The sequence below is a fragment of the Hymenobacter glaciei genome (assembly GCF_039539585.1).
Lineage (GTDB): Bacteria > Bacteroidota > Bacteroidia > Cytophagales > Hymenobacteraceae > Hymenobacter > Hymenobacter glaciei.
Map to the genome: position 1 here is coordinate 33,359 of NZ_BAABDK010000003.1, position 19,178 is coordinate 52,536.

Annotated in this window: 19 protein-coding genes and 1 tRNA gene; 12 read left to right on the forward strand and 8 right to left on the reverse strand. The window is 59.5% G+C overall.

What is annotated here, in order from left to right; all coding sequences use genetic code 11:
- The first annotated feature begins 60 nt into the window (after positions 1 to 60).
- Together ABD837_RS03065 and ABD837_RS03070 are read left to right on the forward strand one after the other, a co-directional pair.
- A complete protein-coding gene (locus ABD837_RS03065) occupies positions 61 to 687 on the forward strand; it encodes a hypothetical protein (RefSeq protein WP_345050142.1) in 627 nt (208 codons plus the stop codon).
- Between the two features lie 80 nt (positions 688 to 767).
- Positions 768 to 1,148 carry an alpha/beta hydrolase gene (locus tag ABD837_RS03070; RefSeq protein WP_345050144.1) on the forward strand — a complete coding sequence of 127 codons (381 nt, stop codon included), beginning with the start codon at positions 768 to 770 and terminating at the stop codon, positions 1,146 to 1,148.
- Between the two features lie 294 nt (positions 1,149 to 1,442).
- Here ABD837_RS03070 and ABD837_RS03075 read toward each other — a convergent pair whose 3' ends face one another.
- The 3 genes from ABD837_RS03075 to ABD837_RS03085 all read right to left on the reverse strand — a co-directional run bounded on the left by ABD837_RS03075 (position 1,443) and on the right by ABD837_RS03085 (position 5,662).
- Positions 1,443 to 2,426 carry a hypothetical protein gene (locus ABD837_RS03075; RefSeq protein ID WP_345050145.1) on the reverse strand — a complete coding sequence of 328 codons (984 nt, stop codon included), beginning with the start codon at positions 2,424 to 2,426 and terminating at the stop codon, positions 1,443 to 1,445.
- An 18-nt stretch (positions 2,427 to 2,444) separates the two neighbouring features.
- Positions 2,445 to 3,692, reverse strand: a complete 1,248-nt coding sequence (locus tag ABD837_RS03080) for a site-specific integrase (RefSeq protein ID WP_345050148.1) — start codon at positions 3,690 to 3,692, stop codon at positions 2,445 to 2,447.
- 335 nt (positions 3,693 to 4,027) lie between these two features.
- A complete protein-coding gene (locus tag ABD837_RS03085; RefSeq protein ID WP_345050150.1) occupies positions 4,028 to 5,662 on the reverse strand; it encodes a T9SS type A sorting domain-containing protein in 1,635 nt (544 codons plus the stop codon).
- A 341-nt stretch (positions 5,663 to 6,003) separates the two neighbouring features.
- Between ABD837_RS03085 and ABD837_RS03090 the strand changes: the two genes are divergently transcribed.
- Genes ABD837_RS03090 through ABD837_RS03100 form a run of 3 tightly spaced genes read left to right on the forward strand, consistent with a single transcriptional unit; the run spans position 6,004 to position 6,666 of the window.
- Positions 6,004 to 6,204, forward strand: a complete 201-nt coding sequence (locus ABD837_RS03090; RefSeq protein ID WP_345050152.1) for a COG4705 family protein — start codon at positions 6,004 to 6,006, stop codon at positions 6,202 to 6,204.
- A 9-nt stretch (positions 6,205 to 6,213) separates the two neighbouring features.
- Positions 6,214 to 6,333: a hypothetical protein gene (locus tag ABD837_RS03095; protein ID WP_345050259.1), complete on the forward strand. Its 120-nt coding sequence runs from the start codon at positions 6,214 to 6,216 to the stop codon at positions 6,331 to 6,333.
- Between the two features lie 33 nt (positions 6,334 to 6,366).
- Positions 6,367 to 6,666, forward strand: coding sequence for a COG4705 family protein (locus ABD837_RS03100; protein ID WP_345050154.1), 300 nt, complete (start codon positions 6,367 to 6,369; stop codon positions 6,664 to 6,666).
- A gap of 216 nt (positions 6,667 to 6,882) precedes the next feature.
- On the opposite strand, the gene ABD837_RS03105 is transcribed toward ABD837_RS03100, so the two are convergent.
- Positions 6,883 to 9,327 carry a TonB-dependent receptor gene (locus ABD837_RS03105; RefSeq protein WP_345050156.1) on the reverse strand — a complete coding sequence of 815 codons (2,445 nt, stop codon included), beginning with the start codon at positions 9,325 to 9,327 and terminating at the stop codon, positions 6,883 to 6,885.
- A 275-nt stretch (positions 9,328 to 9,602) separates the two neighbouring features.
- Here ABD837_RS03105 and ABD837_RS03110 point away from each other — a divergent pair, with 275 nt between their 5' ends.
- On the forward strand, positions 9,603 to 10,166 hold the full coding sequence (locus tag ABD837_RS03110) for a fasciclin domain-containing protein (RefSeq protein WP_345050158.1): 564 nt from the start codon (positions 9,603 to 9,605) through the stop codon (positions 10,164 to 10,166).
- Positions 10,167 to 10,346: 180 nt separating this feature from the next.
- Here ABD837_RS03110 and ABD837_RS03115 read toward each other — a convergent pair whose 3' ends face one another.
- Entirely contained in the window at positions 10,347 to 11,306 is a 960-nt protein-coding gene (locus tag ABD837_RS03115) for a peptidase associated/transthyretin-like domain-containing protein (RefSeq protein ID WP_345050162.1), read from the reverse strand.
- Between the two features lie 60 nt (positions 11,307 to 11,366).
- On the reverse strand, positions 11,367 to 12,509 hold the full coding sequence (locus ABD837_RS03120) for a DnaJ domain-containing protein (protein WP_345050164.1): 1,143 nt from the start codon (positions 12,507 to 12,509) through the stop codon (positions 11,367 to 11,369).
- A gap of 147 nt (positions 12,510 to 12,656) precedes the next feature.
- On the opposite strand from ABD837_RS03120, the gene ABD837_RS03125 reads away from it, so the two are divergent.
- From ABD837_RS03125 to ABD837_RS03135, 3 genes are read left to right on the forward strand one after another with little or no spacing between them, the layout of a single operon-like run.
- Positions 12,657 to 13,034 carry a phage holin family protein gene (locus ABD837_RS03125; protein WP_345050166.1) on the forward strand — a complete coding sequence of 126 codons (378 nt, stop codon included), beginning with the start codon at positions 12,657 to 12,659 and terminating at the stop codon, positions 13,032 to 13,034.
- An 11-nt stretch (positions 13,035 to 13,045) separates the two neighbouring features.
- Entirely contained in the window at positions 13,046 to 13,957 is a 912-nt protein-coding gene (locus ABD837_RS03130; protein ID WP_345050168.1) for a hypothetical protein, read from the forward strand.
- A complete protein-coding gene (locus ABD837_RS03135) occupies positions 13,929 to 14,726 on the forward strand; it encodes a geranylgeranylglyceryl/heptaprenylglyceryl phosphate synthase (RefSeq protein ID WP_345050171.1) in 798 nt (265 codons plus the stop codon). Before ABD837_RS03130 ends, ABD837_RS03135 begins: the two co-directional genes overlap by 29 nt.
- Here ABD837_RS03135 and ABD837_RS03140 read toward each other — a convergent pair.
- Positions 14,723 to 15,109, reverse strand: coding sequence for a hypothetical protein (locus ABD837_RS03140; protein WP_345050173.1), 387 nt, complete (start codon positions 15,107 to 15,109; stop codon positions 14,723 to 14,725). The genes ABD837_RS03135 and ABD837_RS03140 overlap by 4 nt on opposite strands.
- Positions 15,110 to 15,448: 339 nt before the next feature.
- Positions 15,449 to 15,521: transfer RNA gene (locus tag ABD837_RS03145), tRNA-Thr, on the reverse strand.
- Positions 15,522 to 15,664: 143 nt separating this feature from the next.
- Between ABD837_RS03145 and ABD837_RS03150 the strand changes: the two genes are divergently transcribed.
- From ABD837_RS03150 to ABD837_RS03160, 3 genes are all read left to right on the forward strand, one after another.
- Positions 15,665 to 16,147, forward strand: a complete 483-nt coding sequence (locus ABD837_RS03150; RefSeq protein ID WP_345050176.1) for a hypothetical protein — start codon at positions 15,665 to 15,667, stop codon at positions 16,145 to 16,147.
- Positions 16,148 to 16,182: 35 nt separating this feature from the next.
- Positions 16,183 to 16,452, forward strand: a complete 270-nt coding sequence (locus tag ABD837_RS03155) for a DUF4834 family protein (protein WP_345050178.1) — start codon at positions 16,183 to 16,185, stop codon at positions 16,450 to 16,452.
- Positions 16,453 to 16,610: 158 nt separating this feature from the next.
- The gene (locus ABD837_RS03160) at positions 16,611 to 19,148 is read left to right on the forward strand and encodes a YfhO family protein (RefSeq protein ID WP_345050181.1); all 2,538 of its coding nucleotides are present in this window, start codon (positions 16,611 to 16,613) and stop codon (positions 19,146 to 19,148) included.
- Positions 19,149 to 19,178 lie beyond the last annotated feature (30 nt).

Genomic DNA, 19,178 nt, shown 5'->3' on the forward strand with positions numbered 1-19,178 from the left:
ACAATCTTAATGTTCAACCCGAGAGCTAAAAACAAACAAACCACCCCAAAAACACCCCCCATGAAAACAACCTTCGCTTTCCTGTCCTGCGCCTTGTCGATGAGCTTTTATGCTCACGCCCAAGTCTTTACGCCAAGCCCAAACAACAAGCTCAACAAAGAAGAAGCGGTGCGAATGCTTACTGCGGGCAGTTCTACTATTACCGGAGAGGTATTCGCCCGAGACAACCAAGGCACATTGATACCAGGGGTGTCCATTTTGAATACGAACGAAAAGCAATACGCACGTGCGGGAACCGAAGTGGCATTAATGCCTTATACCGCGTATTTTCAAGAATACCTGAAGGAATTCAAAAAACAGCGTAACCGTGGCAAGTCGTTGCTAATTCCCAACGAAGCCGTTGAGTGCATGAAATTCCATAAGATTGGCGAAGGACAAAAATATGTGTTCGACAATTTGATGCCAGGCAAATATTTTATCTATACCAGCTTTGGGTATGTGCACCAGGCTACCCAGACCGATGTCGTGGGCCAGACCGACCATTACGTAAACGGTAGCTACCAAGGCACCACCGATATGACCAGAAGCTATGGAGTAACCGTGGGTGCCGGCGTATTGGTGGAAAAAATAATAACCATCGACAAAGACGGGGAAGTGAAGAAGGTCACCCTGAAAAGGACCAAGTAGGCGGCCGTGCTTTGCCGTGAACGGAAGCAACGGTAAAAGCCCGAGAACGCGCCCTTTTCTTTATCAGGACCGCTACTGGCTTGTGGGCCCGGCGGCCCGCTTTTCTGGCCCTGCTCTACCCGGTCATCAGCTTCGCCGACGGCCTGGCCCGCCCGGGTTCGCGCACCAACCGGCTCGGCGAGAACCCAACCCCGGCCTACCTGACGCGGTTTTCGGCCGAGCGCCAGGTGACGGCCCAGACCCCGCCCGCCTTCCTCGCACACGCCCAGGACGACAACACCGTGTCCGTGCAACACAGCCGGGTGTTCTACCAAGCCTGCCTGCGCCACGGCGTGCCGGTCGAGCTGCACTTCTGCCCCTACGGCGGCCACGGGTTCGGCCCGCGCAACAAAACCACCAAAGACGACTGGACCGAACGCCTGAAAAACTGGCTCGACGCCCACAACCTGTTGACCCGCTGATGCGAAACTTTTCCTTAATCGCGCTGCTGACGGTCGCGCTGGCCGGCTGCGAACAAAAGCCTGGCACAGCTACCCAGCCGCCGACCGAACCGCCGGTGACGGCCACGCCACCGCCCCCCGCCGCAGCCCCGCAGATGCCATTCACTAACTGGCAGTTGCTCCTAATAATAACGAGATATTAACAGGCTACCGCGAAACGAGAGTACGAGAAAACGGTGAATAGAATTCAAGTCGGCGGAAAACGTCGGGCTGTTGCCAGGGTTTGGCCCAACAGTTTATGGCTTGCTACCAGTGCTAAAGCTTGGAGTCGGAAGCTTTCCAGATGGTAATCCAGCGGCGGGCTTCAACCAAGTAATCCTGGAAACGGGCGCTGCCACTGCCGTCTTTGAAGGTGGCGAGGCGGTCACTGAACTTGACGTGGAATTCTTCCTCGAACGCCTTGCGATACACGGGAGCGTCGGCGAATAGCATGAGCTTGGCTTCAAAAAGGGCCCGGTAGGCGGCAGGGAAGGCGCTCAGGGGCGCGGCGGCCTTGCCTTTGAGCTCGCCGAGCTGCCAGTGGCCGGTGTTGACATCGAGCACGCCAAGGGCGGTGAGCAGGGCGCGCAGGTCGGCAGGTTTGAAGCTGCCGGAACACAGCGTGGCTACATTGGAAGAGAGGGGCAGTGGGGCGGGGCGTTGGGGCTTGGTGACGGCAGCGCGTGCTTCCTGCACAACTTCTTCCGTTACGCTCCGGACGCTGCGGATGCGGTTGTTTTGGGCAAAGGGCACCAACACCACAAACAGGAAGCGTAGCAGTTGGATGGTGTTGGCGTCGGTGGGGCGGTACTGCAGGCGGGTGAGCGGCAGGGACTCCCACTCGGCGCGGAGGCTGGCGCGTGCCCCGCGCAGGCGGGCCCGGCCGGTGTACTCGCACAGGGCTTCAGTGAGTCGCACGGCCAGCCAGGAGTAGTAGTACTCGTCGAAATACAGGTCCAGGTCGGTGTCAGTATAGCCGGGGAAGGCGCGGAATTCGGCCTGCAGTTGAACCAGCTCCATAGCGGCTTCGGGGTAGGCCTCACCGTTGATTCCGCCCTGCAGCGTGAGCCGGCAGAGGTAGCGGATGCGTCCTTCGGGCGCGTCGAAGCTGGCCAGGTGGTCTTCGAAGTAGTCGGCTAGGTTGGTAGAAGCGAACGGGCCGGGCGCGCCGAGCCAGTCGCTCAGCGCGTGCAGGAGGCTTTCGTAGGCGTCACCCACTTCGGCGGGCAGCGCGTCGGATGGGAGAGAATACTGGCGCATAGCTGCCGCAGAGGCCGGTTAAGCAAAGGCACGGGAAAACTCATCGAGCATAGTGTCCTCGGTGATATTGACGTAGCGCCGGAACGCCGAGAGGCTCTTGTGGCCGGTGATGCGCATGACCACCTCGGGGCGCACGCCGGCCTCCAGCGCCAAGGTGACGAAGGTGCGGCGGGCGGTGTGGGTGGTGACAAACTCGTACTTGGGCGCCGTGGTGGCGCGCCGCTGGCCGCCGGCATAGCGCACCCGTTCGGTGGGCGCGTCGATTTCGGCGAGGCGGGCCAGCTCCTTGAGGTGGCCGTTTAGCTTCTGGTTGGCCAATGGGCGCAGGGTGCCTTCGGTGACGCGGGCCAGCAGCGGGCGCGCCTCTGGTCGCACGGGCACTGTGACCGTGAGGCGGGTCTTCTGCGTGGTGACGCGCAGGCGGTCGGCCTGGATGTGCTCGGGGCGCAGGGCCGCAACATCCGAAAAGCGCAGGCCGGTGTAGACGCCCACCAGAAACAGGGCGCGGGCGTTGTCGAGGGCTGGGCGGGCGCTCAGGTCGAGGTCGGCCAGGCGCTGCACCTCCTGTCGGGTGAGGGTGAGAATGTCGGGCTCGCGGTGCTGCCAGCTGAATTTCTTGGGGTCGGCGATGACGGGGTAGCCGTTGTCGAGGGCCCAATTTAGAAAGTGCTTGAGCCGAAACAGGTTCTTGTGCACAGCGCTGTCGACGAGGTTGCGCTTGGTGAGCAGGTAGCGGGCGAAGCGCTCCGCGAAGCCGTTGCCCACGGTGGCGAAGTCGACGGCGTAGCCTTCGAGCTGCTGCAGGTCGCGCAGATGCCGCAGCGAGGTGCGGTAGGTGCGCAGGGTGTTGGGACTTTGGGTAAGGCTGCGGCTTTCTATCCACTCGGAGAAGGTGGTGAAGAAGTCGGGGCCGGCGGGCGTGGGCGCGGGGCTGGTGGCTTCCGCCTCGGGCAGTGGCTCGGCTTCGACTGGCTCAGCTACTTTTTTTAGGGTAGCTAGTGAGGGCAGCGTGCCCACGGCGCGGTGGTCGTCGTAGCACTTCAAAAGTCGCTCGCTAGTGTCCTCCAGCGTGTCGTTTATCGTGCTGTTGTTGGTGTGGGAATACCCGCGGGTGAGGGCCTTTTGTTCTTTCTTATCCCACTGCTTGGGCAGGATAGAAATGCCGACGTAAACCTTGTGCCGCTGGCCATCAAAAGTGATGGAGGCGATGATTGGAGTGGGTTTATCGGCGGCGGGATTGTAGAGTAAAAACGTTACTTTAGCCATGTTTTAGAGTGAATTAGTTGCCACTCTAAAGATACTCACGGGTGTCCGACATCGGACAGGAAATCGGACAGTTGGGCCTTTATTAACGGATTTAGTTTGTCGTTAACGGATGAGGCGATTTTGAGAAGTTTGTTTCTGGCTTGTTTGGAGGGATTTGGTGTCGGGATGGGTCAGTTTAGATAGTGCCACTTTAGTACAACTGTTGCCACGAAAAAGGCCCTTAGCAATGCGCTAAGGGCCTTTTTCGTTTGCTTAAGCTACAACAACTTTAAAGATGGAAGCCTGCCACAACTGGCTGTGGTAGGTTCGTTGGCTAGTAGGAGGAACAATAACCTTTATTCTACCTCAAGGCGGCTCTGAAACCGCTCACCTTGTGCATCGGTGGCCCGTACAATGTAAAGGCCGGCAGCCAGCCCACGTACCGAAAAGGTAGCTGCAGGCGTCAGAGTTATTTCGCGCACAACGCGGCCTAGCACATCTATTATTTGTAGGCTAGCACCGGGGAGCAGGCCATCTAAGTGCACAAGGTCGGTGGCCGGGTTAGGATATAGCCCCTTGAGTGATTTTGTGGGAACTACGGTCGGGTCGTGCAAGCGGGCCACAAAATGCTCTAAGGAGCCGGAAGTATTGAGCTTAATGGAGCCGAACGAGCATGAGTCGTAGAAATACCCAGTCACTAAAATGTCGCCTTGGGCATCGAAGCCCATTGACCCAGCACCGGTATCGCCGGCACCCCCTGCCGAATGCACCCAGCGTACTTGTCCCTGCGGCGTGTAAGCAGCTACCAGGGCATCGGTAGAGCCAACTGCGGTGAAGGATACTGGTGGAAGAATCACCTGATTCTGGAATTGGCCAGTTAGATAAGGGTTGTCGCCCGCATCCAATCCTACTTCGAACACGATATCAATGCCTGAGTTGCCGAAAGAGCGTATCCAGAGTGGAGCACCCTGTGGCGAGTATTTGGTTAGGTAGCCGTCGAGTTTCCCTTTGCTAGTGAGCGTAGTGGCACCAAAACTTATGGCACTGTTAAAAGCGCCCCCCATGTACACGTTGCCGGCTGCATCAACTTCGGCCGCCAAGCCGAAATCATCGTCGGCCCCGCCGAATTGCTGTACCCACTCTAGAACACCTGAGGGAGTGTACTTTGCTATCAAAACATCCACGCCACCACGGGAATGGAGCGTAGTGTTTGTATTGAACACAGCATCGGGAACGAATTGGCTAACTACATACACAGCACCGGCTTTCGCGATTACCGCAGTGGGTAAGTAAATGAGATTTATAGCGGGAGAGGGAAGGAGAAGATACTCGTAAGCCCGTATCAACGACTGAGGCACGCCAGCGGAGGAAAAAGTAGCTATATAGGTACCATAAGTGGCGAAGGCTGTCGTTTCGATAGTAGTGTTGCCGATGGTTAAATCATTGTCAAAACCACCTAATACGACCACATTACCGGCTGCATCTACGTTTACCTTCTGAGCAGAGGAATTCGCTGACGTAAAATTCGAGTTTTGCTGAGCCCAAGTGGGAGTGCCTTGTGAGGAATAGCGAATAACGAAGGACAGAAAACTAGTTGCGAAGCCGCGGCCGTTGAGCATGACGCCATTGCCGATTGCTAATGAACTCGTAAAGCCGCCGGCTACATAAACATTGCCTGCTGCATCGAGGCAGATACCATCAATCGACTCATCCGTACTCGAGCCTAGCTGCCGTAGCCACAGCAAGGCGCCAGTGGATGAATATTTGGCCACATACGCATCGAAAAGGCCCTTGCTTTGAAGAGTAGTGCCGCCAATATTGATGGTGCCAACAAAGCTGCTCGCCTCGTACAGGTTGCCCGCCGCGTCAAACACTTTTTCTGTCAAATAGTCGCTGCTCTTCAATAAATTGGCGCTCGTCCAAGCGGGGCTGTTTGGGCCATCGCCGTGTGGCAAGGCCACAGGCACGCCAATAGCAGAACCGCGAGCCAAAGTGTGGAAAAAGTAATACGTGTGGGCACAGCAAAGTGGTAGTGCGAGTGATTGAGCTAACTAGCGAGAGCTGTTTCTGGTGTTTGCTGCACCAGGCCCCGGGCATCTAAGGTAGCAAGCCAGACCCACACTTTTACGGACTTGAGGCCAAGCATTAGGCTCGGAACCGGTGAGGCTTTGTAGGTGGCGCGCTTGGCACTGCTGGATGTTTACTCGCGGGCAACGGCAGAAGAAGAATGATAGATTGCGGCCGGGCAAGATGCGCGCGCCAGAGCCGGACCTCCCCGATTTCCTCAGAATCAGGCGCGATGTTCGGCGCGCAAAATTCGTTAGCGACTCCTATGAAAAAAAATACCGAAGTCACCCTGCTGTTCTGGATAATGAAAATCTGCGCCACGACGCTGGGCGAAACGGCCGGCGACCAGCTGGCCCAGACCATGAAGGTGGGCTACGCCGTGAGTTCGATGATTCTCATCGGGTTTTTCCTGGCTACGCTGGCCAGGCAGCTGGTGGTGCGGCGCTACATTCCGGCGCTGTACTGAGCCGCGATTCTGGCCACCAGCACAGCCGGCACCACCATATCGGACTACATGGACCGCACCCTGGGGCTGGGCTACGCCACGGCCTCGGCTATTTTAATGGCTATTCTGCTGTTTATTCTGGGTGCGTAGTGGCCGCCCTAGAAGTCGCTGTCTGTAACCGACGTGCAGTCGCGCCGGGCCGAGCTGTTCTACTGGGCGGCCATCCTGTTTTCGAACACGCTGGGCACGGCCTTGGGCGATTTCCTGGCCGGTGATTCGGGCTTGGGTTTCGGCGGCGGGGCCCTGCTGATTGGGGGTGCGCTGGCCGTAGTGGTGGCGCTGTACTACTTCACCAGCATCTCGCGGGTGCTGTTGTTTTGGCTGGCGTTTGTGCTCACGCGGCCGTTCGGGGCCACATTTGGCGACCTGCTTACCAAGCCCGTCGAGAGGAGCGGCCTGGGTTTCGGCACCCAGGGTTCGTAGCTTATTCTGTTGGACCTGTTGGTGGCGCTGGTGGTGTATAAATCGCTATGGAAACGCCCGGTAGCCGTGCGACCGAACGAGATGATTTGAGCGGTGTAGAGAACAATGTAGAGACGCGACCTTTCGCGTCTCGGCGGTGAACGAAAGCCGCGCGGCGCAAACGCGAGACGCGAGGGGTCGCGTCCATACATTATTCTGATAATTCCTGCTGCTAGCTCAAAACTCCACAATAAACCCCACCGTGGGCACTACCAGCGCGTCGCTGTCTGGCAATAAAATCGGCACGGCGTTGCTGCCGTCCGGGCGCAGGGGCTGGCCGTCGGTGGTGGTGTAGGCCGAGTTATCGGCCAGGCGCTCGAAGGTGTAGGTGGGTACGGATACGGGCTTGGCCAACAGTGCATTCTGCACGTCGATGTAGAAATCGAAGCTCAGCCGGCGCAAGCTGATTTTCTTGTCGAGCCGCAGGTCCAGCTGCTGAAAAGGCTTCAGCCGTTGCGTGTTCAGCTGCGCATAGTCGAGGACGCCCTGGCCCACGGCCTGGTAGCTGGCGCGACTGGCGGCCGCATCGTAGGGCGTGTAGGGGCCGCCGCCGCCCACACGGTACTTGGCGCCCAGCTCCCAACCCCGGCCCAGCTTGTAGCCCAGCAGCGCCGAGCCCAGGAAGCGCGTGTCCCAGGCCGTGGGCCGGTACACGCCATCGGCCCCGTTGAACTCGGAGCGAAAGGCCGTGAGCGACACAATGGCGAAGAGCTTGCCGCTGAGCTTCTGTTGGAAAAAGGCCTCGGCCCCGTAGGAGCGGCCCTGGCCGGTGCTCGTGATGGCCTCGTTGCCGATGGCGTTGAAGTCGCCGCCCAGATTGGCCAGGCTGATGCCGTCGCGGGCGCTCACGGGGTAGTAGGCGTACTTTTTATAGAAGCCTTCCAGCGTGAAGCGGGTGCCTGCGCCGGGCAGCCACTCCAGCCCCGCCACCGCGTGGTCGGACCGAACGTAGCGGCTGCCCTCGTTCACGAGCCGGCCGCCCGCGTCACGGTAGCCCAGAATGGTGCTCGGCGGAATCTTATAGTAGCGGCCGAGGCTGGCGTTCAAATTCAGCGTCGGCAGCAGGGCGTAGCTCACCGACGCGCGGGGCGACAACGTACGGTCGAGCCGGTAGCCCTGGAGCAGGGCACTGGTGCCGTCGGCCCGCACGCCAGCCGACACCGTGAGGCGGCTGTCGGCCCCATAGGTGCGGGTGGCCTGGGCGAAGAGGCCGTAGCGCACAAAGTCCAGGTCGGTGGTGAAGTTTACCGTTACGGCCGGGCTTACCAGTGCGCCGGTCCCGTCGCGCACTTCGGCCCGAATGCGGTTGCGCAGGTTGTTGTCGTAGTGCACCAGCTGGCCCACCACGCCGTAGCTGTACTGCCAGCGGCCCACGCGTTTGTTCACGTCGGCGCGCAGCTTGTTTTCGGTTTCGTGGCTGCGGGCGAACAGCTTGCGGTAGGCTTCCTGCCCGGTGTAGCCGAACTGGAACTGGTCGGCGGCGCTGTACTGCTGGGTGCGGCTCAGAGCTAGGTTCAGGTAGCCGTTGTCCACGAGGTGGCGCAGGTTCAGGCCCACGGTGTAGTTCCACTGGTTGATGGTGGGGTTGTTGCGCAGGATGAATTCCTTGCTGGGCGAGCTATTCTTCGGCGGTACAATTTCGAAATGGTCGATAGCGCCCAGCCCCAGCGTGGTAAGCGTGGTCTTGGGCGAAATCTTCGTAGTCGTCTTAAACTGAAAGTCGTAGAAATCGGGCCGAATGGGCAAATCAATCAGCTTGAAGAGCAGTTGCAAATACGAGCGGCGGGCCGAGGCCAGAAAGGTCGTGTTCTTTGCGAGAGGCCCTTCCAGTGTAGCCGCCACCTCGGTGCCCGACGTGCGCAGGTTGCCTTGCAGCCGCTCCGAGTTGCCATCGCGCTGCCGGAACTGCAGCACCGCGCTCAGCGCATTGTCATACCGCGCCTGAAAAGCCGACGAGCTCAGCGTCACGTCCTCAATAAAGCTCACATTGAGAATGCCGGCTGGTCCGCCCGCGCTGCCCTGGGTGGGGAAATGGTTGATGACGGGTACCTCAATGCCGTCGAGGTAGTACACGTTTTCGTTGGGCGCGCCACCCCGAATGATGATGTCGTTGCGAAACCCGGCTGTGCCGCCCGAGCCCCCACCGCCCACGCCGGGCAGGCTCTGCACCACCCGCGAAATGTCGAAGTTGCCGCCCGGGTTGCTTTTGATTTCTTCGGTGGTGAGGCGCTGCACGCTCAGCGGCGTTTCGGCCGTGGCCACCCGAATGGCGCGGTTGGCCGTCACGGTTACCTCGCCTAGTGCCTGCGGGCTTTTGTTGATTTCGAGGTTGAGCGTGTTCACGTTGCCGCTGCTGATGGCAACATCGGCCCGCAGCAGGGCGTCGTAGCCCACGAAACCGGCGCGCAGGTTATAGGCCCCAGCTGGTACGCCCGCGAGGCGGTAGCGCCCCTCGGCATCGGTCGCGGTGCCGAAGGAAGTGCCGTCCAACGTCACGCTCACGCCGGGCAGTACTTCTTGGGTGGCGCGGTCGCGCACAGTGCCGGCCAGCGTGCCGGGGTTTTGGGCCCCGGCCAGGGTGGCGAAGAATAGGAAGAAGAGCAGCAGGGTAGGTGTTCTCATGCAGCAGCAAGAATCGGAAAAGGAAAATGTTTGAAGCCAACTGTCATCCTGAGCCCAGCGAAGGACCTTATCACAGCTCCGCCGCGTGATAGCTGCAAAGTGTGCGGCGGTGAAAAGGTCCTTCGCTGGGCTCAGGATGACAGGCGATGATGCTTATGACCAAGCCCCGGCCGACAGGCGCCCTCAAATAAATATTACTGCCGGGGCAATCCGCTCACACAAGTCGGGGCGTAGGTGGGTCATCATTCAAAACATCCAAGCATTTATCTATAAAGATGAAAAAGTCCCTGTTTTCCCTCGCTCTCGTTGCCTTGTTCAGCTTTGGTGCAACTACCACCGTTTCGGCCCAAAAAGCTAAAACCGTTATGGTAGGCGGCGCCCCCATGTACCCCACGAAAAACATCGTGGAAAACGCCGTTAACTCGAAAGACCACACCACCCTGGTAGCCGCTGTGAAAGCCGCTGGCCTGGTTGAAACGCTGCAAAGCGCTGGTCCCTTCACCGTATTTGCTCCTACCAACGAAGCTTTCGGCAAGCTGCCCGCTGGCACCGTAGAAACCCTGGTGAAGCCCGAGAACAAGGCTACCCTCACCAAAATCCTGACCTACCACGTCGTAGCCGGCCGCATGACTTCGGCTGACCTGATGAAGGCTATTAAAGCTGGTAAAGGCAAGGCAACCCTCAAAACCGTAAGCGGTGGCACCCTGACGGCCATGATGAAAGGCAAAAGCATCGAGCTGAAAGACGAAAAAGGCGGCGTGTCGATGGTTACCATCGCCAACGTGATGCAGAGCAACGGCGTGATTCACGTAGTGAACACCGTGTTGCTGCCCATGTAAGCTTTCTGAGCTGCTGCAAGCAACTTCGGCAACCGCCGTCGGCCCCGTGCCGGCGGCGGTTGTTTGCGTTTGCAGAAGGCCTGTTACGGCAAGCGCAACGCAGGGGAGCACGGCTACTAGAGGACAACGTGGCTAATTCAAAAAACCGTGTAGAACTGCCAGCCTTCGCAACAGGCGATGTTATTCCGCCAAAATAGAAAGGGAAATATCCACGTTGTCTGTCTTTGGAGAACTGCGTTCCTGGTGCTTGATGGTCCACGACTTATTGGCTCCCAGGCGCGTCACGGTTTCTACCTCGGTGAGGGATGACGTCCAGGAAACGGCCGGATAATCAAAGGCCGGAGTTTCGCGAAAAGTGGCGGGGTTTGTAGGGTCCGAAGCCGTTACGACGACGGCCGTGAGCGTGCCTTTGCTGCTCACGAGCTTATCGGTTACGTACGTTTCTCCGGCAACGGTGGCCAGGCCTTCTAGCAGCACATAGAAGCCCGTGGCCGGCAGCCGAATGTTGTACGCCGACAGGTCGATGGTAAGCAGGTGGTTGGGCAGAGCGGCCAGCTCGGCAGCCGTGTAGGTAGCGGCAATGGGTACCAGATCATGGGCGCTGGGCGTCATCAGCGAATGCCGCTCGGGGGCTACCAACCGCACCCGCACGCGGCCAATAGCGCAGTGCCCAGGGTGGAACCGCACATTTATTTGCTGCACCACCGCCGGGAGCATATTGGCTGCGGGCTGGAATAAGATGCCGTACTGCGCACCCGGCACGATGACAGAGCCATGTGGCTTGCCCGCCTTGGTCCCGATGCTGGAAAGCTCGACTGGCTTGGCTGGGCGCACGCTTACCTCCGCTAGCAAAATGGCATCGGGCAGCAGGCGGAGCGTATCAACCTGACCCGGTAGCAGCGCTGCACGAGTGGCTTCCAGGTCGGCAAAGCCGAGGCTGTGCAGGCGGAAATGCGCAACGGGGCCAGCCAACCCGAACCGCCCTTGCGCGTCTGTAACAGAACCCGCCTGGTTTTGGAGGTCAACGATGCTAACTCCCGCCAGTGGGCGGCTGGTTGTCGCATTCACTATCACCGCCTGGTAATCGTTGGCAGGAGCCAGGCACGACAATAGCAGCAAAAAGGGAAGAGCTAGCAACATAAAATCGAGCGCAAAAACTGTTTTAGCAAAGGAAGCCTTCCCGCCCGCAACGACAGCAGGCTATTTGCACCCTTTCTCTGCCGCCTGCGCATACTCATAGCCCAGGCCCACGGCGCGGCGGTAGAACTCGCACGCCGCCGCCGAGTCGCCGGTATGAGCGGCCAGCTTACCGAGCAGGAAATGAGTGCGCCCATCGGTCGGATTTGCCCGAATGACTTCAAAATAATCGTTACGGGCCTCGTCGTAGCGCTGCAAAGCGGTACGGGCTAGGCCGCGCAGCTGCACAAAGTGCCACGGCATCGCCTGCCCCGCGCGCCGCCGCTGGGCCAATCCGGCCGTAAAATCGGCTTCGGCCTGCGCCGCTTGCTGCAGGTCGAGTAGGCGCACTTCGCCGCGGGCCAGGTGGGCGGCGCTGCAGGTGCTATCGAGCTTTAAAGAAAAGGTGAAGCTTTGTTCAGCTGCTTCGGGCTGAGACAACTTGGCTTCGCTACGACCCAGGTAGTAGTAGGTAGCTGCCTTGTCCCGGGGCGAAAGGTCAGGCGTTTGCAGGGCAGCCTTGAAATCAGCCCGGGCGGCGTGGGGGGCGTCCTGTAACAATAGCTCCAGTTCGCCGTGGCGGCGCAAGGCTGGCGCATAGTCCGGCCGAAAATGCAGGGTTTCTTCCAGAAAGCTGTAGGCTGCCCCAAGGTTGCCACTGGCGTAGGCACGCACGCCGTTTTCGTAGTTGCTGGTGGCCGACACTCGGTCCATCGTCACCTTCACGGCTAGGGCAAGCAGCACGATGCCGCCAATAAAAAGCAGCGTGAGCAGCCAATCGCGCCCATTAAAGCGGGGCTGCTGCTTGGGGATGCGCTGGTAGTGGCGCTCGCGGCTGCCGGCGGGCGGGCGGGTGCGCAACGGGGCGGGTGGCGGCATAGGTACCCCGTACACGTGCTGGCTGGCCGGCCGGTACTGTTGGCGGCGTCGCTCCTCGTCGAGGCGGCGGACAGCCTGGGCCAGCTGGAAATCGTAGGTGGCCCGCTTGCCCGGGTCGCCCAAAATACCATAAGCTACCGCTACGGCCTTGAACTGCTCTTCGTAGCGAATATCGCCGCCGTGTTTATCGGGGTGGTACTGCACCACCAGGCGGCGGTAGGCCCGCTTGATGTCAGCCGCCGAAGCAGTGGCGGCCACGCCCAGGATTTGATAATGATTCTGACTCACGCTGGGCTGCAAACACGAACGACTGCACAAAAGTCAGCCACGCGGCGCAATTTTCCGTAAACCCGGCACAAGCGGCTATGCGCTGGCGCCTTGCGCCAGCAGCTACCGCACCGCCTATTCTTTCTTGCCACTTCTATTTCGCGCCGTATGTTCTCCGACGACGACCCTTCCAAAACGCCCCGTAATGACAGCCTGATTGGCAACCTGACCGGTTACCTCGACACCCGCATCGACATTGTGCGCCTCGAGCTCCAGCAGAAAGCCTCCTCCGTGATGGTGAGCACCATCCACGGCGCGGCTCTGGCTATGCTGGGTCTGCTGTTTATTATTTTCGTTAGCATCTTCGCGGGCCTGGCCCTCAATTCGGCCCTCGACAGCGCGTACTGGGGCTTTGGCATTGTAGCCGGGATTTACCTGGTGCTGCTGGTGCTGGTGCTGATAGGTGTCGACAAAGCCGCTTTCCAGGGCATCGCCAACAAGGCGCTCAAGGACACTATCTATAAATCCGACAAACGTCAAGCCTAAGTACCCTTGCCATGAGTGAGTTGCAAAACCCCATCTTCGACGAAGAAAAAGAATTTCTGGAGCGTAAAAAGCTCGAGTACGAGCGGGCCCTGCGCGGCGATGTCGCGCACATCAAGGAGCAGTCGGCTACGGTAGGCAAAGTGGCGCTGGTAGGTGCCGGGCTGGCCGGCACTGTGTGGCTCATTAGCAAAGCTTTCGGCAGCAAAAAGCACCGCGCCGAGGCTCACCCCGATGGCAAAGGCCGAAGCAAGGAGAAAGCTCCGGCCAAAAACAAGTGGAAGTCAGCGGCCGCCTCGGCCATGGTCTTCATCGACCATTTCGACGATGGCGACCACGAGTTTGGCGGTGGCGTAGGCCGTTCGAATCCTGGGACGCAATCGGCCCCCATAGCAGCCCAGCCGGTGGGCGCGCTATCTAATTCGGCGTCGGGTCCAGCGGCTACTGCGCCGGCTGCCCAGCCCAGTGCCCCAGCTCCCGCACCCAAAGCGGCCGAAAAGCCCGCCTCTGCTAAACCCGCGCAGTCCAAGCCAGCGAGCACCGACGAAGACCCTTTCCAGGATTTGCCTTACGACGACAGCCGTCGCCTGCCTGCTTCGAAGTCCTTCGATAAAAATGCGCCGGCCGATAAAGGTGTACCTACGCCTGCCATGGCCGCAGCCCCTCGCAACTCGATGGCCCGCGTGGTCGGTTCGGTGTTGCAGCAGTTTTTGCAGTCAGATACTGGCAAGGTACTGGTGGCTCAGGCGGGTGCTTTAGCGCTGGCTGCCGTGACAAAAAAGGCGGGTGAGTTTTTCCCAGCCGACAAAAATGCCGACCTTGCGGACTCCTCCGACGTGACCAAGGCTGAACCAGCCCCGTCGCCCGTTGCTTCGTCTGCTCCTTCTGCTTCCCCGGATGCGTCCAAATCACCCCAGTCTGTATGATGCGCTGCTAACCCGTCGGGTGCATGGCCGCAAGGCACTGGCTGTACTTCTCGACCCTGACAACCTGGATGAAGCCAGCCTGTTGCACCTGCTCGCCCTGAGCGAGGCGCACCCGGTCGACTACTATTTTGTGGGGGGCAGCTTGGTGCTAAGCGAGCACCAAGCTGCCCTTATCACATTAATTAAGGCGCACTCCGACGTGCCGGTATTGCTTTTCCCCAGCCACAGCATGCACCTCGATGGCCCGGCTGATGGCTTGCTGCTGCTTTCGCTCATCTCGGGGCGCAACCCCGATTTTCTTATCGGCCAGCACGTGGTAGCTGCGCCGCGCCTGCGGGCCAGCGGCCTGCAGCTGCTGCCCACTGGCTACATGCTCGTCGATTCGGGTCGGCAAACCACCGCTTCTTATATGAGTGGCACCACGCCCCTGCCGCACAACAAGCCCGGCATTGCAGCCTGTACTGCCTTGGCTGGTGAGCAATTGGGTCTGAAGCTAATGTACCTCGATGGGGGTAGTGGGGCTCAAAACCCGGTATCAGCGGCCATGATTGCGGCTGTGCGGGAGGCCGTGAGCACACCCATCATTGTGGGGGGGGGGTTGAACTCCGGCGAGAAAGTATATGCTGCCCTAGCCGCTGGGGCCGATGTAGTGGTTGTAGGCAACCATATTGAAGCAGAGCCGGAATTTCTAGCTGAGGTAGCTGGGGTGGTAGCGTCCTTCAACCGGACAGTTGCCTCAACATCACAAGTAGGCAGCGTGGTTGCTTAAGCCGAGTATTTCTGCTGCTTGGTGCCCAAAGGGCGGTCCAGGGTACGGTTGAGCCGGAACAGCAGCCAGACTGTGCCTCCGGTAGCCAGGGAGCCGCCCAACAAGGCCAGTTCTAGTGCGGCACTGGCAACTAGGCTGGAAGTTGCTAGTAGTGAAATCAGCAACCCCGCTGCAATAACGCCTAGTGGACCACGCAGGCCAACATCCAGCCGCCGGACCAGCTTCCACAAAGCCATGGCTCCAAATAGCAACACCAATCCGTTTCCTGCCATAAGCAAAGTATCGGCCTGCTGATGTCCATGCAGCTTCAGTGCCCACCCTGCGGTGGTAAGTGCTAAGCCGAGCAGAATGAGTATCCAAGCGAGATTAACCAAATATTTCATAGAACGAAATGGCGTTGACAGCCTCCTAAAGCAACTCTCGATGTACTTGATATACAGCAGCAATATGAAGACAAATTTAACTTAAAAAAATACCTGAACCCAGATTTTTTAAGTTCTTCAGTTGTCATCCCCGTATTCCCCTCATAGTAGGATGCTGGTGCTGCCAACGTATAATTCGGATGCATCGAGTACTGATGGCATGTTCGGTAGCTTCCATGTTGAGCCTGCATTAGCTGACAACGTCCAGAAAATTCTGCCCATAAGTGGCTTTCATTCCAAAAAAAGGCCCGAATCCAACACCCGGCATTGCCAGGATATCGGATTCGGGCCTTTTTCGGGAGCCGATTATTGGACTCGAACCAACGACCTGCTCATTACGAATGAGCTGCTCTACCAACTGAGCTAAATCGGCTTGTGCCCAACCAACAATTTTAGAAGGGGCTGCAAAGATAGGCACCGCGTTGGAAGCGACACAACGGCACCCGCAGAAAATTTGGCAACCACGCCAAGGCATCCGCGTTTTAAAAAGCATTTCAACCAGTTCTGCCTTTTGCTATGAAGTTGCTTCCTTCCCTAGTCGCGGGCTTTGCCGGAGCCGTCGCCCTTACTGCGCTCCACGAAACTGTCCGCCGCCTGCGCCCCCAAGACGCACCCCGTATGGACCTGCTGGGCATGCGTGGCCTGCGCAAACTGCTGGGCAAAGCCGATGTGCGAAAGCCCGATGGTGACACCCTTTTTGACCTCACCATGGCGGGAGATGTTCTCAGCAATGGGCTCTACTACGCACTGGTGGGCAGCGGCTGGCATGCATTGGCCCGCGGCCTGGCGCTGGGTTCCTTGGCTGGTGTGGGTGGCGTGCTACTACCCGGCCCAATGGGGCTGGGTACTGCGCCCACCAACCGCACTCCTCAAACGCAAGCGATGACGGTGGCGTGGTACACTGTGGGCGGGCTGGTAGCCGGAACGGTAGCTCGGGCAATGCGGAAGCGCCGGGCCCTCGTAAAGCAATTGCGTCACTTCAGCGTCAGCAGGCGCTGACCGTACTTTGTGGCGGCATTACTGTTTATGACTGTATGAAATTCTGGCTCATCTTCATTCTGATTTTTTTCGCGGTTCGCTACCTGTTGCCCATCGTGCTGCGGCTGGCTCTGGGCAGCTTTGTGCGCAAGCAGATGCGCAACGGTGGGTTCGTGGTGCCGCCCCAGGCCCCGCCGACTAGTGACCGCTACGCTACCCAGCCCGGCGAAGTGCGCGTGGATTTTGTGCCGCCCACACCACCGGAGCGCGACCAGCCCAGCGGCTTTAAGGGAGGAGAGTACGTTGACTTCGAAGAGGTGAAATAGCGCGCAAGGTTTCGCGAAGTGAAAAGGGGTTTCGCAAGGATAGGCAGAACGCCGACCTTGCGAAACCCCTTTTCACTTCGCGAAACCTTGCGCGGGTGGGCTTCGCGCGGTTCTACTGTACCTTCGGGGCCATTTTCATTTTCCCCCGAATTGCCCCGATGGCTGCTGTTGTTCCTGTTGCTTCTGTTTCGCCCGCGCCGCTATGGCAACGGGCCGTGCCGCACGTGCTGGCGGTACTGTTTTTCGTGCTGCTGGCCTGCCTGTATTTTTCGCCCATCGTGTTCGATGGCAAAACGCTGGCCCAGCACGACATCACCCAGTTTCAGGGCGGTGCGCACGAGGCCCAGCAATACGCGGCCGTAATGGGCAAAGAGGCCCTCTGGACGAACTCCATGTTCTCGGGCATGCCCACCTACCTCATCAGCCTGCACTTCCCGGGCGACTGGTCGGGCTACCTGCAAAAGGGCCTCACGCTGGGCCTGCCGGCCGTGGTGGCCAACCTGTTTCTGGCGCTGCTGTGTGGCTACATCCTGCTGGTGGCCCTTGGGCTACGGCCGCTTATTGCCGTAGCCGGAGCCATTGCGCTGGGCTTTTCGAGCTACAACCTCGCCATTCTGGCGGCTGGCCACAACACCAAGAGCATTGCCCTGGCCTACGCGCCGTTGGTGCTCGGTGGCCTGCTCGTAGCCTACCGGCGCGACAAGTGGCTCGGTGGGGTGCTTTTCGCCGTGGGCCTCACCCTGAATATCCACGTCAACCACCTGCAAATTACCTATTACCTGCTGTTGCTGGCCGCCATTTTTGTAGTAATAGAGTTGGTAGCTGCTGCTCGTGCCGGCCGCCTGCCCGAGTTTGCTAAGCGCACTGCTCTGTTGGGGTTAGGCGCGGTCCTGGCCGTGGGCGTGAGCTTCGGCCGCCTCTACACCACCGCCGAGTACAGCAAATACAGCAACCGTGGCCCGAGCGAGCTGAAGTCGGCCGTGCCTACTGCGCCCGGCCAAGCGCCAGCCCCTAAAGCGGAAGATGAGGGCACGGGCGTCGACCGCGACTATGCCTTTCAGTACAGCTACGGCGTAGGCGAAACCATCACGCTGCTGATTCCCAACTTCTACGGCGGCGCCAGCTCCATGCCCCTGGGCGGCAGCTCAAACTTAGCCAAGGCCGGCTTACCGCAGGAATACCTGGCCAGCATGCCCACTTATTGGGGGCAACAGAGCTACACGGCTGGCCCGGTGTATATGGGCGCGGTAGTGTGCTTCCTGTTCATTCTGGGCCTGTTTGTGGTAGAAAAGCGCACGCGCTACTGGCTGTTGGCTGGCACGGTGCTGAGCATTCTGCTGGCCTGGGGCAAGAATTTTGAAACCTTCAACTACCTGATTTTTGACCTGCTGCCGGGCTACAACAAGTTCCGCGCCGTGAGCATGGCCCTCGTTATTGCGCAGCTGGCCATGCCCATCCTCGGAGCGCTGGCCCTGAGCCGGGTGCTGCGGCCCCGTCCGGATGCAGCCCCCACGCTGCCCGGCACCAAAGCCCCCCTGCCCGCCGACGCTTCGGCACTGCTGCCCAAGGTGCTGTACGCTGGCGCCATCACGGCCGGCCTGTGCGGGCTGGCTTACCTGGCCAGCTTCAGCTTTGATTTTGCCGCGCCCATCGACGGTGAGCTGACCAAGCAAGGCTTCACTCCGGAGTTGCTGAGTGCCCTGCGCGCCGACCGCGCCGACCTGCTTCGTAACGACGTGTGGCGCGGGCTGCTCTTTATTGGGGCGGCGCTGGGCGTGCTCTATTTCCACTTGAAAGGCCAACTGAAAATGGTGGTGGCCGCGGCCATCATGGTGCTGCTGGTGCTGGTTGATTTGTGGGGCGTGGATAAGCGCTACCTGGGCGAGAACAAGTTCCAGAGCCAGACCATTGCCGAAGAGTTCCAGCCCAGCCCCGCCGACCAGATGATTCTGCAAGACAAGGAGTTGAGCTACCGCGTGCTGAACATGCAAAACCCCTTCAACGAGGCCCAGACTTCGTTCTTCCACAAGAGCATTGGGGGCTACCACGGTGCTAAGCTGCGCCGCTACCAGGATTTGATTGAGCGTCAGATTAGCACGGGCAACCAGCAGGTGCTCAACATGCTGAACATGCGCTACCTCATCACCGGCGATGCCAAGCAGCCGTTACAGCGCAACCCTGGCGCCCTGGGCAATGCCTGGTTCGTGAGCAGCCTGAAAACCGTGGCCAACCCCGACGCCGAAATGGCTGCCCTGAGCACCCTGAGCCCCGCCACCGAAGCCGTAGTAGACGCCAGCAAATTCCCGCAGCAAAAGGCCGCTACCTACGACATTGCCGGTTCCACAATCAACCTGTCTGCTTACAGCCCCGATGCGTTGAAGTACAGCGTCAATGCTGCCCACGACGGCACGGTGGTATTTTCTGAAATCTACTACGCCGACGGCTGGCAGGCCTACCTCGATGGCAAACCCGTGCCGCATTTCCGCGTCAACTACGTGCTGCGGGCTATGCCGGTGCCGGCCGGCACGCACACCATCGAGTTTAAGTTCGAGCCCAAGGCTTATGCCGTAGGCAATGGCGTGTCGCTGGCCGCCAGCATTGTGCTCTTGCTGGTGCTGGTAGGTGCCGTGGTGTACGTGGTGCGCCGCAATGAGCGCAGAGACGACGAAATGCTTGACGTGCCGGTGCTAGCCTAATTCTGCAGGTATATACCGCCTGAGTACCCC